The following is a 16,025-nucleotide window of genomic DNA, read 5'->3' as shown; positions in this document are numbered from 1 at the left end:
GTTAATGGTATCAAGGTGATGAAAGCGAATTAAAAAAGAATATATATTAAAGAAAAAATAAAAAGAAGTGATAAGACGAGGAAAAATGAAAACACAGGAAATATTAAAAAAAGTACAAAACGGGGATCTAACAATTGAGGAAGCTGAGCTTTTTTTTCGTCGGCAACCCTTTGAAGAAATGGGTTATGCCAAACTGGATACCCACAGAAAGGTGCGATCCGGCTTTGCTGAGGTGATTTTTTGCAGCGGTAAAGCAAATTCCCATTTACTGTCTATCTTTAAAAAACTCTACGAAGAAGACGGTGAGGTGATGGGAACCCGGGCTAATCCGCAACAGTACGAAATGATCAAAGCGACCTTTCCGGAAGTTGTTTACGACGAGATCTCCCGAATTATCAAAATCGAAAAACCGGGTAAGCAACGGGTCGGAAAAATTGCCGTTTGTTCGGCGGGTACCGCTGATATTCCGGTGGCCGAAGAGGCTGCCCAGACTGCTGAGTATTTTGGCTCACATGTGGAACGGCTTTATGATGTAGGGGTTGCCGGGATTCACCGGATTCTTTCGCAACTGGATGTGATCCAGAGCGCCAACTGCGTGATTGCAGTGGCCGGGATGGAGGGCGCCTTGGCCAGTGTCATCGGCGGACTGGTGGATAAGCCGGTTATCGGGGTGCCCACCTCTGTTGGCTATGGCGCCAGCCTGGGTGGTATTTCGGCGCTGTTGACGATGATCAACTCCTGTGCCAACGGGATCTCGGTGGTGAACATCGACAATGGCTATGGTGCCGGCTATACGGCCACCCAGATTAACCGCTTAGGGGTACGATCATGAGCCAAACCTTATACCTGGAATGTTATTCCGGCATCAGCGGCGATATGACAGTGGCAGCGCTGCTTGATCTGGGGGCCGATCAGCAGCTATTGAAAAAGGCTTTAAAAAGCTTGCCCATCACCGGGTTTGAGACCGTCATCAGCCGGGTGAAAAAGGCGGGGCTGGATGTCTGTGATTTTCAGGTCATTCTGGATCAGGACAACCATGATCACGATATGGCCTATCTGCATGGTGATGATCACCACCATCAGGGCGAAAAACACACCCATCATCACCTAACAGAACTAGGACATCATCATCCGCATCAGGAAAAAAAGAACCATTCCCATGATCATCGGGGTTTACCGGAAATTGTTGAGATTATCAACCAGGCTCAAATCACCGATCATGCCAAAGCACTGGCCATCCGGATCTTCTCGATTATTGCCGATGCCGAAGCCAAAGCCCATGGGGTGGACCGGGAGCGGGTTCATTTTCACGAGGTGGGTGCGGTGGATTCCATTGTCGATATTGTGGCCGTTGCTGTTTGTCTGGATAATCTTAATATCCGGGAAGTGATTGTGCCGGACGTTTATGAAGGCCGGGGCTTTGTACGCTGTCAGCATGGGGTGATTCCAGTGCCGGTGCCAGCAGTGACCCATATTGCCGCCAGCCATCAGCTGAATCTGCATATTACCGATACAAACGGTGAGCTGATTACCCCCACCGGGGCAGCCATTGTGGCGGCCATCAAAACCTGTGACCAGTTGCCCAGGCAGTTTGCGATTGAAAAAACCGGCATCGGAGCTGGCAAACGGACCTATGATCGACCCAGCCTGCTGCGGGCGATGCTGATCACTGACAAATCAAAGAAAAACGGCGATATCTATAAACTGGAAACCAATATCGATGACTGCGGCGGTGAGATTCTGGGCTTTGTGATGGAGCGATTATTTGAAGCTGGGGCCAGAGATGTCCATTATATCCCGGTCTATATGAAGAAGAACCGACCCGCCTATCTCCTCAATGTGATCTGTAGCGAAGCAGATATCGAAACCTTGGAACAGATTATTTTTGAGGAAACCACCACCATCGGGATCCGGCGGATTCAGATGGAAAGCACCGGCTTAAAGCGGACCATTAAACGCATGCTGCCGGGGTGTTATTCAGTCAGGAAGAATCGCCCTTTGGACAGGCGCTGACACCGGTGCAATGCCTCCATTATGCGTTAACCCGTCCGGCGGTAGCCGCGGTGATGGTGGGGGTATCCAGTCAGGAACAGATCCAGGCGACGGTGGCTTATGCAACCGCAAGTGATGCAGAGAAAGACTATAGTGAGATATTGGCAAATGCCCCTGATGCTTCATTCCGGGGACATTGCATGTATTGCGGCCATTGTGCCCCCTACTCAAAAAAATTGACATCGCCGCTGTGAATAAATATCTGGATCTGGCCTTGATTCAGGAAGCGGTGCCGGAGACCCTTAAAGATCATTATGCGCTGCTTAACCACCACGCCAGCGAATGCATCGCATGTGGTCAATGCATCGTAAACTGTCCCTTTGGCGTGCCGATAATTGAGAAAATGAAACAGGCTGTAACTGTTTTTGGAAAATAACAGGGATGATCAAATGATAAAGTATAGGAGGATTAAAGAAAATAAATGGATATTGATGAATTTTTAGAACACTTAAATCAGGGAGAAGTAGTTAAAGGTGGCTCGAAAGTCCATTTGATGATGCATGCCATCTCCCAGGAAGCTCTGAAACTGACAACCGAGCTCAATGGCAGTTATCATCCGCCGGAAGAAATTCGAGAAATATTTTCCAGACTGACAGGTAAACCAGTGGATGAAACTTTTGGGTTGTTTCCGCCATTTTCTACCGATTGTGGTAAAAATATTCACGTCGGTAAAAATGTGTTTATCAATTCAGGTTGCCGTTTTCAGGATCAGGGCGGCATCTTTATTGGTGACGGAGTTCTGATTGGCCATAATGTGGTGTTGGCTACCCTCAACCATGATAGTAATCCGCAAAAACGCAGTGATATGTATCCAGCGCCGATTCGAATTGGAAACAATGTCTGGATCGGTGCCCAGGCAACAGTACTTCCCGGGGTTACCATTGGTGACGGGGCCATTGTCGCCGCAGGGGCGGTGGTTAACAGAGATGTCCCGGCTAAAGTGATTGTCGGCGGGGTCCCGGCCAAGAGCATCAAAATGATTGAAGTAAATCAGAAATAAATAACGAAATCATAAAAGAACTGTCCCAAATTTCATGGAAATAATGAAAAATGAAAGCAAAAAAGGAGCGAGATTATGGAAAAAGAAGCACTGGAAAAGGTATCCGATTTCGCATTAGGTGAGGAAAATCTGGCGTTTGCCCCCTATTTTATTGGTAAAAGCTATCTAAGTCTCTTAAATGACAAAGAGGTGGGGATTTATAATGTCACCTTTGAACTACCCATAATCTTCATAATCGCAGTTTGTGCAAAAAGGTGGGGATTTATAATGTCACCTTTGAACCAGGGTGTCGCAACAATTGGCACATCCATCATGGCGCAGGCCAGATCCTGATTTGTATTGGCGGCCGTGGCTGGTATCAGGAAGCGGGAAAGGATGCCCGGCTTTTAAACAGTGGCGAAGTGGTTTACATTGCACCGGAAATTAAGCATTGGCATGGAGCCGTGAGCGACGAAGCCTTTGCGCATCTTTCCTTATCGGTTTTAGTTGAAGGGGCTAGCAATGAATGGCTGGAACCGGTGACTGATGAAGCGTATAACAAACTGAAAATCCAGTAAAAACAGAACCATCAGTTACGAGGGGTTAATCGATTCATCATCAACAATAAAGCGATAAAAAAAGTTTGCGATTTAGAAATTGGAGGAAAATATGATTTATCAGGATTTTAAAAATGAAAAATTGTCGGCGCTGGGTTTTGGTGGCATGCGCCTGCCCACCATCGGAGAAGGCTTTTTTGCCCCGGTTAATCAGGAAGAAGCGGCTCAGATGGTCGATGTTGCGATTAAAAATGGGGTAAACTACTTTGATACCGCCTATGGCTATCACGGTGGAGACTCGGAACGGGCGATGGGAGAAATACTTAAAAATTATCCCCGGGACAGTTTTTACCTGGCCAGCAAATTCCCCGGCTATGAGGTTCGGGAAAGCTGGGATGCAAAAGCGCAGTTTGAGGAACAGTTGGAGAAATGTGGTGTTGATTATTTTGATTTTTATCTGATCCACAATGTCTACGAACGAAACATCGAGGTGTATTTTGATGAGCGCTGGGGCATTGTTGAGTACCTGATTGAGCAGAAGAAAAACGGCAGGATCAAGCATCTGGGTTTTTCGACCCATGGTCTGAAACCTACCATTGAGCGTTTTCTGGAACGCTATGGTGAACACATGGAATTCTGCCAGATTCAGCTCAATTATCTGGACTGGAAATTGCAGAAGGCCAATGAAATTTATGAAATGCTGGTCGCCAAAAACATCCCGATCTGGGTGATGGAACCGGTGCGGGGTGGAGCTCTGGCCAGTTTTTCAGAAGAAAACACCAATAAGCTCCGTGAACTGCGACCAAATGAAAGCACAGCCGCCTGGGCTTTCCGTTTTTTACAGGGCCTCTCCGGCATCAAGATGATTTTATCCGGAATGTCAAACCGGGAACAGCTACAAGACAATTTAAAAACCTTTGAGGACTCAAAACCGCTGAACGAAAAAGAATTGGCCGTAGTCGAAGAAATAAGAGATGGTATGCTGACGATGCTGCCCTGCACGGGCTGTAAATACTGCTGTGCGGAATGTCCCCAGGAGTTGGATATCCCCACCCTGTTGCATCATTACAATGACCACAAGTTCCAGCCGGGCTTTATTGCGCCTATGGCCATTGCCGGAATGGCTGAGGACAAACGTCCGAGTGCCTGCATTGAATGCGGCCAGTGTAAACAGGTCTGTCCCCAGAATATCGACATTCCCGCAGCCCTGAAAGATTTCCAGAAGATGCTTGACGAAGATCCGGCCTGGTGATGCGGTTACAAAATAGTTAAAAAAATATTGTTAGGAGGAATTTTGGCATGAGCAAAAAATTAGTCGCCTATTTTTCAGCCAGCGGCGCAACGGAACAGGTTGCCAAGACATTGGCAGAGGCTGTCAAGGCAGATCTATATCAAATTAAACCGGCTGTTTCTTATACATCAGCTGATTTAAACTGGAATGACAAAAAGAGTCGCAGTAGCCGGGAGATGAACGATCTGGCCTCACGACCGGAGCTGGCGGATAAAAATGCGGATGTGGAAAGTTATGACGTTATTTTCATCGGGTTTCCCATCTGGTGGTATGTGGCCCCGCATTTGATCAACACGTTTCTGGAGAGTTACGACTTCTCCGGCAAAACCGTTGTGCTGTTTGCCACCTCCGGGGGCAGCGGCTTTGGCAAGACTATTGAAAACTTGAAAGGCAGTATGTCAGCAACAACGATTATCAAAGAGGGCGGGCTGCTTAACACAAGAATGTCAAAGGATGAGATGGTCGAATGGGTTAATCAACTGGGGGTGGAGTGATGAAAAAAAAACAGCAGGCCGGGATGCCCTCGGCGAATTCGCTCCTAAATTTGCAGAACTGAATGATGATGTCCTCTTTGGCGAGGTCTGGTCCCGGGAGGATCAATTATCGGCACGGGATCGCAGCATGATTACCGTAACCGCTTTGATGACCAAGGGGATTTTTGATAATTCTCTTAAGTATCATATACTCAATGCCCAAAATCACGGTGTCAGTGCCGAGGAAATGGCGGAAATGATTACCCACCTGGCCTTTTATGTCGGCTGGCCCAATGCCTGGGCCACCTTTGCTCTGGCCAAAGAAGTTTATGAAGCTTAGTCATTTAAACACTCAGCGAGAGGAAAATTAAATGGAAAAATACGAACTGGAACACGTATCGGCATTTGCCCATCTGTCGCTATCCGTCCCCCAGGAAGGTGCCAGCAATGAGTGGCTGGAGCCGGTAACCGATGTGGTCTATGATCAATTGTAAATCATGAGCGTAATCAACCACGGATTACATTTTTATGGGTTGTGATATAATAAAAAAATATAGGAATCGAAAGGGGTTTGCGATGAATAAAGGAATTCTTGTTACCGGGGGTGGACATGGAATTGGAAAACAGATTTGTCTGGATTTTCTTGAGGCGGGGGATCAGGTCTGTTTTATGGATTTTGATGAAGCCTTGTCCCGGGAATTTGAAGCCCAGTACGCCAAGCTGTTTTACTTTTATGGCGATGTGGCCAATCCCAAAAGTCTGAAAGCATTTGTGGATTTTGCCATGAAGAAGCTTGGGCGAATTGATGTGCTTGTTAATAATGCCTGTCAGGGAAACAAAGGGATTTTGTCCGATTTAAGCTATGAAATGTTTGACTATGTCCTCTCAGTGGGCCTTAAAGCACCCTATGAACTGAGCCGCCTGTGCCGGGATCAGCTCATAAAAAACCAGGGTCATATCATCAACATTGCCTCGTCCCGGGCCTTTCAATCAGAGCCGGATACCGAAAGCTATGCCAGTGCCAAGGGCGGGATTGTCGCCCTGACGCATGCCTTGGCGATCTCACTGGGGCCGGCGGTACGCGTCAATTGCATTGCCCCGGGGTGGATTGAAGTAAACGGTCGGGAGGATCACAGCCAAACCGATAAGGCAGCGATCCCGGCTGGTAAGGTGGGAAATCCCAGCGACATCTCTCAAATGGTATTCTTTCTGATCGGGCAAAGCTTTATTACCGGAGAAACCATTACCATTGATGGCGGGATGAACAAACGGATGATCTATCATGGCGACTGGAACTGGGAATATCGGGGCTAGTTTATCAATTCGAATTGGATGATCGTCGTGATGATCCGGTAGGGCCCCCGGTTGTCGATTAGATAAATAAGTATGTCTGATGTCATCATTCCAGAATGGGAGGTCATGGGCCAGGCCGGATATGTTCCATGGTGCAAGTGAATTTTTCAATCGTTTCATCCAAGGCCGAAACGAACGAAAGCTTAAGATAATTTCAAAATTAGTCGTTTTGACATCGATTTGACACAGAATCGGCTTAAGATGTTTCTATAGAAAAAACGATTAAGGAGTTGAGTCGTATGAAAAAACAAGCTAAATTACTGTCAATTACTGCCCTTGTCTTGTCGATTCTATTCGCTACCGCCAATGTTATGGCTGCAGAGGTTTCAAAAGGATCTGCAGCGGCTCTGGCAGATGACAGCTACACCCTGGAAGAAATGTTGACCTATGCCATTCAGGATGAATATGCAGCCCAGGCCGAATATGCAAAAATTATCAGCGTTTATGGTTCGGTAAAGCCGTATAAAAACATCGTGAAAGCTGAGGAAAAGCATATCAGCGCCTTACTGCCGTTGTTTGAAGCGTCAGGGTTCGCTGTCCCGGTAAATGATGCCGCCGCTGACGTGGTCCTTCCCGATTCGCTAAAAGCCAGCTACCAGGTCGGAGTAGATGCAGAAATCATGAACATTGATATGTATCAGCGCTTTTTGGCTGAAGACCTGCCTCAAAATGTGCGAACTGTCTTTGAATCGCTAATGCTGGCTTCTGAAAGTCATCTGGCAGCGTTTGAAAGAGCAGTTGGTCGCTAAAAACAGGGTATTGTAACAGGCTGATCGAATTTAAAAAATAAAAAATTCACTTACAAAATGTTTTTACTTCGGGTATAATACAAGCATTGAAATTTTAGCGCGTATAATGGTTCAGCGTGAGATCAACTTTGGTCTTGCGCTTTTTTTTTTGCCGGAATTTCAAAAATTAAGAAATGAGGAAATGGCTTATGGATTTTTACATGAAATTGCCACGAAGCAAAAAAGAGTTTGCCTTGTTTATGGCGGTGATCTCAGTCATCTCGGTGAACATCATTGCGCCACTGATTACCTGTTTTGAAGTTGGCTTTCGGATGGATGTGTGGGCCCAAGCGATTAGAATTATGCCGCTGATCTGGATAACCGTGATTGCATTGGTGTTAATGACCTACAAACCGGCCAGTTGGCTAACCAGCAAGATTGTCGCAAAAGAGGACAGTTTTTCTGCCCATATGTTGGCGAATATTTTATGCAGTGTTTTCCTGATGTCAATCTTTCTGACAGTCATCGGTACCTGGATCGGCAGTCGACAAGTGAGCATGGAGCCAATTAGCTTGTTTTTTTATAAATGGCCTCGAAATTTTGCGATTTCATTTGCCGTGGAAGCGTTGATTGCCCAGCCGTTGGCCAGACTGGTAATGGTAAAATTGCATCAGATTAAAGATGGCCGATTGGATACGGAAAGCTTCTGATTATAAAAATTATGGAGTGTTGTTTGGCCGAGCTTAAACCGCATGGGGCTGCATGTAGCGAAACATAATAAGCGGAACCAGCGCCTTCACCAGCATGGTTGTATAAGCGATTCGGATAAAGAAAAACTGGAAAAAATTCAGGGACTCAAATCCGAAAAAGCTCATGACCACATAATAGACGATGGTGGTCAGAACAATGATCGGCAGGCAGAGAACAACAGTCAGTAGCCAGCGGTTTTTGGGCAGCCAGGCGACATAGGGATTTGATTCTGTCAATGGTTTGGTCTTCCCGGAGTCAACCGAATAAATAATTTCCCGGGAAACGGAGGGAACGGTCATAAAGGTGACGATGACCCCGGAGATGAAACCGGTTGTATCGACACTGCGCAGCAGGGTGGGAGCGATCAGGACAAAATTGTCGTCAGTCACAATGGTGGTGCCGATAATCAGACCACGGAACATATTTAACCCAAAGTCGGTCATCCAATTATTGAACAGCTGTTGAAAATAAGTAACCCGGGGAGCAGAGTGTTTAGTTGGTGTTGTTATTGTTTGATCGGGCAGTTGTCCGGTTAAATCCGGCTGGACTAAGCGAAAAATGGCCAACTCCACTATTTTGGCACTGAGGTAATAGGAATAGATCACCTTTAAAACAAGCATCTGAGCAAGGGAAAGGGTGTCAAAATCATAGTATTTAAAGACGATGCCGTTAAACAGTGGTGTCAGCAGACCAAAAAAAAGAGCGCACAAGGCCGCAAAGAGATAGATGTTTTTAGGCAGTTTCATCATAAACCGATTGACCGGCAAGTTAGTTGGTAAGGTCCGATTTTTTTGGGCAATGTCAACATAGTGGCGAACTAAAAAGACATCGATCAGGGCAGTTACAACACCACTGATGGCACCATCGATAAGAATAAACATCAAATCGAAGGAACGACCCCACCCGGTTATCAATAAGATGCCGAGATTGATGGCCATTGTGATCAAAATGACAGAGGTATTGTTTAGATAAGGCAGACGTGTTTCTTTTACTTTACTCATGAGTTCATGTCCTTGAAATAAGATTGGCTAGCATTACCGCATCGCCTTATTCTGATACCCTTGATTTGTTCGGTTAAACATAAAGAAGCAAGGACGCTCGGAGCGTCGGGACGCAAATAAGGTTTTTGTTCAAATTCGGTTCAATCTGGATAAATATAATAATAAATAGGGGGTAGAAATTTTAAATATGATGATAAAGCAAAAATAGCAATATCGCTACTCAAGGCCTTCGGGTAAAAAGGGAGGAGTTTGGAGATGAATCATTTAATCACATTTCTAAAAAGCAAAAAAGGGATGCTGGGGGTGATTTTCCTGGTAACATTGATGCAGGTGTTTGGAATTTTATTGGTTCCGTTTTTTGTTGCGCAAATTATCAACGTGGGAATCATGGAAAAAGACATCGACACCATTCTTTGGATTGGTTTGGAAATGTTGGCAGCAGCAGGAATTACTGCCCTCATTTCATTGTGGAGCAGTTATTTGTGTGCTGATCTGGCATCACTAACCGGCAAACACATGCGGGAGTTGATTTTTGACAAAACCCAGTATCTTTCTGTCAGTGAGTTTAATCAATTCGGAACAGCATCGATGATTACCCGGGCCACCGGGGATATTACCATTATTCAACAGACCATGATCATGATCACCCAATTGATTTTACCAACCCCGCTTATTGCGGTGGCTGCTGTGGTGATGACGGGGATGGTCAGCATGGAGCTGGTTTATATTCCTTTGGCGGCAATGGTAATTTTTATGATTCTGATTCTGGTTCTTTTTAAAAAAGCCAGCCCGGTTTCCCGAACCATCCAGACCCGGGTCGACCGGGTGAATCGGATTGTTCGGGAATCGGTTGTCGGGGTCCGGGTGATCCGGGCTTTTGATAATACCAGCTATGAACAGAAACGCTCAGATGATACCTTTGTGGCCTATGCCGACAATGTGATTCACCTCAATCGGATTTTTGCAATGTTTAATCCCATGGTGTGGGCAATTATGGGGATTACCATGGTGGCGGTGGTGTGGTTTGGAGGATATCTGGTGTTGCAGGCCACCACTCAGATCGGCAGCATTATGGCAGTGATGCAATATACCGTGATTATTCTGATGTTCTTAATGATGTCGGCGATGGTTATTGTGATGGTACCCCGGATGATTGCCTGTCTAGAACGGATCAGCGAGGTGTTGGATACAGCGCCTGAGATAGCCGATGATCGGGAAGCAGTAGCATCGCCAAGCGTAAAGGGCAGCAAGCTAATCGTCTTTAATGACGTCAGTTTTTCTTATCAGGGGGCGGAAGAACCGGTTTTGAGAAACCTCAGCTTCTGTTGTGAAGCCGGAAAAACCACGGCCATTATCGGGGGGACGGGTTCCGGTAAAAGTACCATTGCGGCATTAATGCTGCGCCTTTATGACATTCAGGAAGGTCAGATTCTGGTGGCGGGAAATGATATCCGAAGAATGACCCAGCACGATCTGCGGGAGTCCATCAGTTATGTTCCTCAGAAAGCATTTTTGTTTAGTGGCACCATTGCTGAAAATTTGCGCACCGGTAAGCCCGATGCCACTGATGCGGATTTACGGCAGGCGGTTAAAATTGCTCAGGCAGAGGCCTTTATTACAACGCTGGAAGCTGGATATCAGAGTCCGGTGGCCCAGGGTGGAAGCAATTTCTCAGGCGGACAAAAGCAACGTCTGTGTATTGCCCGGGCGCTGGTAAAAAAAGCACCCATTTATATTTTTGATGACAGCTTTTCAGCACTCGATTATCAAACCGATGCGGCGCTGCGAAGTGAACTGAAACTGGCGATGAAAGATGCCTGTCTGATAGTGGTGGCTCAGCGCATCAGCAGTATCATGGATGCGGATCAGATCATTGTGCTGGATAACGGAAGCATTGCGGGAATTGGCCGTCACGAAGAGCTTCTGAGAGACTGTAGTCTCTATCGGGAAATTGCAGATTCTCAGGTTAAAAGGGAGGGTTAAGTCATGGATGAAAAAAATACACAAGATCGATCAGGGTTAGACCCGGAAATGGCGGATGCACCCTAAAATACCAGAAAAACCATTAAGCGACTAATCGCTTTGCTTTTAGAGCAAAAAGTTGCTGTAGTATTGATTATTTTGTCAACACTGCTAAGTATTGGCTTGTTTGCTGTGACCCCACTGATTATGGGATGGGCCATCGATGCTCTGATTGACAACTTAAGGGTAAACGGCCCCGGCGGAGGCTTTTCCGAGTTGGCAGAAATTATTGGTGTGCCATTGATGCTGCTGGCAGCGGCCTATTTACTTAGTGCCTGTTTCTCGTTTGTGCAAGAGTATACCATGGCCAGTGTGGGTGAAAAGCTGGTACTTTCCCTGCGCCAGAAAATCAGTGAAAAAATAACCAGGCTGCCGCTGCGCTACTATGATTCCCACCAGACCGGCGATCTTTTAAGCAGAACCACCAATGATCTGGATCGGGTGGCAGAAGTATTAAAAACCGGGTTACTCCAGTTTATTAATGGTACGGTCAATATTGCAGTCAGTATCGTGGTGATGTTGTCGCTCAATGTTTTTTTAACGGTGTTGATTCTGTTGGCCATGTCCATCAGTGTAGTCGTTACTAAATGGATTTCAGCTAAGAATTTCAAGGTGGCGCTGGATAATCAGTCGGCGTTAGGGGAATTAAACAGTCAAATCGAAGAGCTGTACACCGGGAATCTGATCATCAAAACCTTTAATCGTCAGGAAGCAGTGCGGGGAACAGTTAAAGCCATCAGCCAGCGCCAATATGAAGCCAATAAAAAAGCCCAGTTTGTGATGTTTGCCATTTATCCGGTGATTCGCTTTCTAACCCAGCTGGGTTTTGTCATGACGGCGATTGTCGGCGGGATTCTGGTTGTCAATAATACCATGACCATTGGGATTGTCCAGGCGTTTTTGCAGTATGTCAACCAGATTTCCGAGCCGATTACCCAAGCCTCCTATTTTCTTAATTCCTTCCAGTCTGCGATGGCATCAGCGGAGCGGGTCTTCGATGTATTGGATGAGGAAGAAGAGCGGCCAGATCACTCCACGCTGCAAGAATTGCCCAAAACCCGGGGAGCAGTGACCTTTGAGGAGGTACAGTTTGGTTATATCCCCGAAAAAATGCTGATGAAGGGCGTCAGTTTGTCGGTGAAACCCAATGAAATGGTGGCCATTGTCGGTCCAACCGGGGCCGGAAAAACGACACTGGTTAATCTACTGATGCGGTTTTATGAATTAAATGGCGGGCGTATTCTGATTGATGATACCGATATTCAGGAGCTGTCAAAAAGCCAGTTGAGAAAGATCGTGGGAATGGTTCTCCAGGATACCTGGTTGTTTAACGGAACCATTGCTGAAAATATCGCCTACGGCAAAATGGATGCCACCCGGGAGGAGATTGTCGCAGCAGCTACGGCATCCCGGTGTGATCATTTTATCCGGACCCTGCCACAGGGCTATGATACCGTGATCGCTGGTGAAGATGGCAGCCTGTCCCAGGGAGAAATGCAGCTGTTGACGATTGCCCGGGTGATGCTGGTTAATCCGACCCTATTGATTCTGGATGAGGCGACGTCCAGCGTCGATACCCGAACCGAAGTGGCAATCCAGAATGCCATGGCTAAAATCATGGAGGGAAAAACTAGCTTTGTCATTGCCCATCGTCTGTCGACAATAAAATCAGCGGATATGATTCTGGTGATGAAAGACGGCGACATCATTGAAAAAGGAACCCACAAAGGGCTGTTGGCCGGTGAAACCTTCTATCGACAGATGTATGAGAGTCAGTTTGCCGGTGCGCCGGAGGTTGGCTGATATTGCCTGATTGAAATATTGGCAGGCGACAAACTCAAAAGGGGGGATTCCCCCTTTTTTTATTCAATACATAAAAAACCTTCAAAATAGAAGCCAATCCAGGAAGTGATAAGAAGATATGAAACAGACAGTCTTAATCATTAATATTGCGACGATACTGGTAACACTTTTTTTAGTCTTTGTCAGTTACCGGCATCGCAGCGAAAAAGGCGGGTTGCCATTTTTATGCTCGATGGCCCTGCTTTTGTTATGGGTGGCAGGTTCCACCATCAGCATGTTTACCCAAAGCTATGAAGAAAAGGTCTTCTGGCGAAATTTTATTCAGATAGGGATGGCATTCATTCCGCTGGCGAATCTCTGGTTTGTGATTGAATATACCGAAAATAAAAACCGCTTTCTGAAATATTTGGTGTGGCTGGCAGCCTTTCTCAGTTTGGCTGGGATTGTTTTGACCTTTACCAATCCGAGCCACGACCTGATCCGGAAATCGGTGGAGTTTGTAGAAATAAATGGGCAATGGGATCTGGTTGTCGAACTGACATTTTTAGGAAACATGTTTGTGTTGTTGCGTTTTGCTCTGATGTTTGCTTCCATCGTTATTCTGATGCTGTTTCAAATCCGAATTGTTAAAAGCGGACAGAAACAGGTTTTTTACATTCTGATTGGATTTACCCTGGCTTTGGTGCTGTTAATCGTTAAAAATTACCTGATGACCGGATACGAGGAAGTGTTTCCGATGTCGGTGATCTTTTTAATTCCCAACCTGTTTATTGCCTACAGTGTTTATCGGTATGATTTTTTAACGATTGCTCCGCTGGCAAAGGATTGGATTATCAATTCCCTGCCGGATGGGATTGCGGTTTTATCGGCAGCGGGAGAGATTGTTGAAGTGAATCAGTCGGCAGAACGTTTTTTTTGGCAGATGACCGAAAAAGAGGCTCCTCCAGGCCACAAAAAATCTGCGCTTCAAAACCGGAATCGCTATGATTATAGCGGATATACTGCCTTTTTGCGGGCCCAGCCCTTATGGCAAAAGGCTCTGATTGAGCGCAAAAACGGGACGGTTGAAATCGAACTGGAAAATGATTCAGGCGACAGCTTATATTACGAAATTGATCAGCATCATTTTATCAGTGACCGCAATCATTATTCCGGTAGTGTATCGGTTATCCGCAATGTGACTAATTTCAGACTTGAAAAGCTGATGCTGAAACGTCAGGCGGAGATGGATCGTCATATTCAGACCCTCAACAAGCATGCCTATATTGACTATGTCAATGCGGCCAGCTCGGTTCAGGCGGCATTTATGGTCATCGATATCGATAAATTCAAGGCGGTCAATGATCGTTACGGCCATCCTGTCGGGGATGTCGTGATTCTGAAAGTCGTGGAGGCCATCAAGCAGTGCATTCGTAAAGATGATTTGATCGGCCGCATTGGCGGTGATGAGTTCAGCTTGACCTTGATGGATTGTGGCAAAAAACGAACCCAGGCGATTATCCAGCACATTCTTATGATGGTTCAAAAAGAAACCGCCGATATTCTTGAAGAAAGGGTTACCATCAGCATCGGCGTGGTAACCAATCAGAAATTGCCGGACTGTTCGTTTGCGACTCTCTATCAAAAGGCTGACGAAGCTTTATATGGAGCAAAAAAAGCGGGCCGAAATCAAGTGGTTTTTTATGACGACCAGCCCTGTTAAGCGAGGCCAATCGATTGGTTTGAAACACTGAAACGGATCACCTTCAATGCCATTTATATGTAGCGGTTTTAGACTAGTTTTTGCGACGCCATCACATAAAAACTAAAAAATATGATATGATTAACAAAGAACACATTAAGGGAGAATGGACCAATGATTCGAGTAATAATTGTAGATGATGAGCTACCAGCTCTAAAAATAGCCGAAAGTGTTTTAAAAACATGTGACGGGGTAAACGTATGCGGCTCTTATTCCGATCAGGATGAGCTGATGGAAGCCTTACCGATGCTTGATGTCGATTTGATCTTTCTGGATATAAAAATGCCGGGGATGCTGGGGCTTGAACTGGCCGGGCGAATCAACGAAATCAAACCAGAGGTGGCAATTGTCTTTGTTACCGCCTACGACAGCTATGCGGTCGATGCCTTTGAAATTGAAGCCTTTGATTATATCTTAAAGCCCTTAACCGCAGATCGAATCAACAAAACCTTGATGCGCTATAAAAAAAGACGGGCAGAACAAGGTCGCCCCCAAAAGCATTGTTATGTGTCTGTTCGTTCATTCGGATGATTTTCGGTGGTTTCGGAGCAAGGCGAAACAATGCAATTTCGGACGGCCAAGGCGGAAGAACTCTTGGCTTTTTTAATTCATCAACAGGGCCATGCTGTTTCCAAAGAAAACATCATGGAAGAACTCTGGTATGATCGGGATACCGAACGGGCGCAATCTATTTTTTATACAACGCTTTACCAATTGCGCAAGGATCTGGATCATTTTGGATTGCATAATGCCATTTATAGCAGCCGCAAAGATGGCGGCAAGTGCGCCCTGACATGGCGGCCGGATTATTGGGATTATGATGAATTTTTGGACTTATATAAACAATTTAAAGCCAGCCTATTCAACCTGGAAGAGCAAAAACGGGCCATTGAGTTGTATCAGGAAGGTTATTTAATGCATAATGGATATCTATGGGCAGCAGGAAGACAGGCTGAATTGGAACTTTGTTATCTGGAGCTGATGGAAAAGATTGTTGAAACCGAGGTTCTAAAACAGAAATTTGAGTCGGCCTTGCTTTATTTAAAGAAATTGGCCAAGAATTTTCCCTTTAATGCCTCGATTCATGTGAAAATCATTGCGGTTTATTTTTTGCTGAATAATAAAAAAGCGGCGCTTGCCCATTATCAGAATGTTAAAAAAGAAGCCGAATCATGGGAAAATATTGATATGAAAACATTGATTTCAAATCCTTACTCAGCATTTGAACAAGCTTAAAGAGGGAATGTCAAAGAAGTAAAAAAATTTGGGGGCAAG

Annotated in this window: 17 protein-coding genes and 2 pseudogenes; 18 read left to right on the top strand and 1 reads right to left on the bottom strand. The window is 45.7% G+C overall.

Translation table 11 applies throughout. The features are described 5' to 3' along the window. Window positions 1–85 precede the first annotated feature (85 nt). From larB to B3F51_RS00430, 13 genes and pseudogenes are all read left to right on the top strand, one after another. Entirely contained in the window at window positions 86–832 is a 747-nt protein-coding gene (gene larB / locus B3F51_RS00490) for a nickel pincer cofactor biosynthesis protein LarB (RefSeq protein WP_286944849.1), read from the top strand. After that, complete coding sequence (gene larC / locus B3F51_RS00485; RefSeq protein WP_286944847.1) at window positions 829–2,013, top strand: nickel pincer cofactor biosynthesis protein LarC; 1,185 nt, start codon at window positions 829–831, stop codon at window positions 2,011–2,013. The genes larB and larC overlap by 4 nt, the downstream gene beginning before the upstream one ends. Continuing rightward, the gene (locus B3F51_RS00480) at window positions 1,971–2,246 is read left to right on the top strand and encodes a hypothetical protein (RefSeq protein WP_286944846.1); all 276 of its coding nucleotides are present in this window, start codon (window positions 1,971–1,973) and stop codon (window positions 2,244–2,246) included. The genes larC and B3F51_RS00480 overlap by 43 nt, the downstream gene beginning before the upstream one ends. Beyond that, window positions 2,243–2,428, top strand: a complete 186-nt coding sequence (locus tag B3F51_RS00475) for a 4Fe-4S binding protein (protein ID WP_070370763.1) — start codon at window positions 2,243–2,245, stop codon at window positions 2,426–2,428. The genes B3F51_RS00480 and B3F51_RS00475 overlap by 4 nt, the downstream gene beginning before the upstream one ends. Before the next feature lie 45 nt (window positions 2,429–2,473). Continuing rightward, window positions 2,474–3,052 (top strand): DapH/DapD/GlmU-related protein, encoded by a 579-nt coding sequence (locus B3F51_RS00470; RefSeq protein ID WP_070370764.1) that lies wholly within the window; start codon window positions 2,474–2,476, stop codon window positions 3,050–3,052. A gap of 75 nt (window positions 3,053–3,127) precedes the next feature. After that, window positions 3,128–3,609, top strand: a pseudogene (locus B3F51_RS00465) (cupin domain-containing protein). A gap of 91 nt (window positions 3,610–3,700) precedes the next feature. Beyond that, window positions 3,701–4,840 (top strand): aldo/keto reductase, encoded by a 1,140-nt coding sequence (locus tag B3F51_RS00460; protein WP_070370766.1) that lies wholly within the window; start codon window positions 3,701–3,703, stop codon window positions 4,838–4,840. Between the two features lie 47 nt (window positions 4,841–4,887). Continuing rightward, window positions 4,888–5,373: a flavodoxin gene (locus B3F51_RS00455; protein WP_070370767.1), complete on the top strand. Its 486-nt coding sequence runs from the start codon at window positions 4,888–4,890 to the stop codon at window positions 5,371–5,373. After that, complete coding sequence (locus B3F51_RS00450; RefSeq protein WP_070370768.1) at window positions 5,333–5,692, top strand: carboxymuconolactone decarboxylase family protein; 360 nt, start codon at window positions 5,333–5,335, stop codon at window positions 5,690–5,692. Before B3F51_RS00455 ends, B3F51_RS00450 begins: the two co-directional genes overlap by 41 nt. 61 nt (window positions 5,693–5,753) lie before the next feature. Further along, window positions 5,754–5,846 (top strand): annotated as a pseudogene (locus tag B3F51_RS00445) (cupin domain-containing protein); the annotation flags it as partial. A gap of 82 nt (window positions 5,847–5,928) precedes the next feature. Next, window positions 5,929–6,666, top strand: a complete 738-nt coding sequence (locus B3F51_RS00440; RefSeq protein ID WP_250934162.1) for an SDR family oxidoreductase — start codon at window positions 5,929–5,931, stop codon at window positions 6,664–6,666. Between the two features lie 278 nt (window positions 6,667–6,944). Beyond that, window positions 6,945–7,454 (top strand): ferritin-like domain-containing protein, encoded by a 510-nt coding sequence (locus B3F51_RS00435; RefSeq protein ID WP_148638579.1) that lies wholly within the window; start codon window positions 6,945–6,947, stop codon window positions 7,452–7,454. Between the two features lie 188 nt (window positions 7,455–7,642). Continuing rightward, complete coding sequence (locus tag B3F51_RS00430) at window positions 7,643–8,143, top strand: hypothetical protein (protein WP_286944844.1); 501 nt, start codon at window positions 7,643–7,645, stop codon at window positions 8,141–8,143. Between the two features lie 33 nt (window positions 8,144–8,176). Here the strand turns inward: B3F51_RS00430 and B3F51_RS00425 are convergent, their stop codons facing one another. Beyond that, window positions 8,177–9,184, bottom strand: coding sequence for a hypothetical protein (locus tag B3F51_RS00425; protein WP_286944843.1), 1,008 nt, complete (start codon window positions 9,182–9,184; stop codon window positions 8,177–8,179). Window positions 9,185–9,439: 255 nt separating this feature from the next. Between B3F51_RS00425 and B3F51_RS00420 the strand changes: the two genes are divergently transcribed. From B3F51_RS00420 to B3F51_RS00400, 5 genes are all read left to right on the top strand, one after another. Next, on the top strand, window positions 9,440–11,167 hold the full coding sequence (locus B3F51_RS00420; RefSeq protein WP_286944842.1) for an ABC transporter ATP-binding protein: 1,728 nt from the start codon (window positions 9,440–9,442) through the stop codon (window positions 11,165–11,167). A 138-nt stretch (window positions 11,168–11,305) separates the two neighbouring features. After that, on the top strand, window positions 11,306–13,009 hold the full coding sequence (locus tag B3F51_RS00415) for an ABC transporter ATP-binding protein (RefSeq protein WP_286944840.1): 1,704 nt from the start codon (window positions 11,306–11,308) through the stop codon (window positions 13,007–13,009). A gap of 118 nt (window positions 13,010–13,127) precedes the next feature. Then, window positions 13,128–14,711 (top strand): diguanylate cyclase domain-containing protein, encoded by a 1,584-nt coding sequence (locus B3F51_RS00410; RefSeq protein ID WP_286944838.1) that lies wholly within the window; start codon window positions 13,128–13,130, stop codon window positions 14,709–14,711. Between the two features lie 153 nt (window positions 14,712–14,864). Next, window positions 14,865–15,281: a LytR/AlgR family response regulator transcription factor gene (locus B3F51_RS00405; RefSeq protein WP_286944837.1), complete on the top strand. Its 417-nt coding sequence runs from the start codon at window positions 14,865–14,867 to the stop codon at window positions 15,279–15,281. Window positions 15,282–15,311: 30 nt separating this feature from the next. Then, the gene (locus B3F51_RS00400) at window positions 15,312–15,986 is read left to right on the top strand and encodes an AfsR/SARP family transcriptional regulator (RefSeq protein ID WP_286944834.1); all 675 of its coding nucleotides are present in this window, start codon (window positions 15,312–15,314) and stop codon (window positions 15,984–15,986) included. The last annotated feature ends 39 nt before the right edge of the window (window positions 15,987–16,025 follow it).

It is taken from the genome of Acetobacterium sp. UBA5834 (genome assembly GCF_002435675.1).
GTDB lineage: Bacteria > Bacillota > Clostridia > Eubacteriales > Eubacteriaceae > Acetobacterium > Acetobacterium wieringae.
Note: the sequence above shows the minus strand (reverse complement) of the source record. Positions and strands in the feature narration are given on the sequence as shown.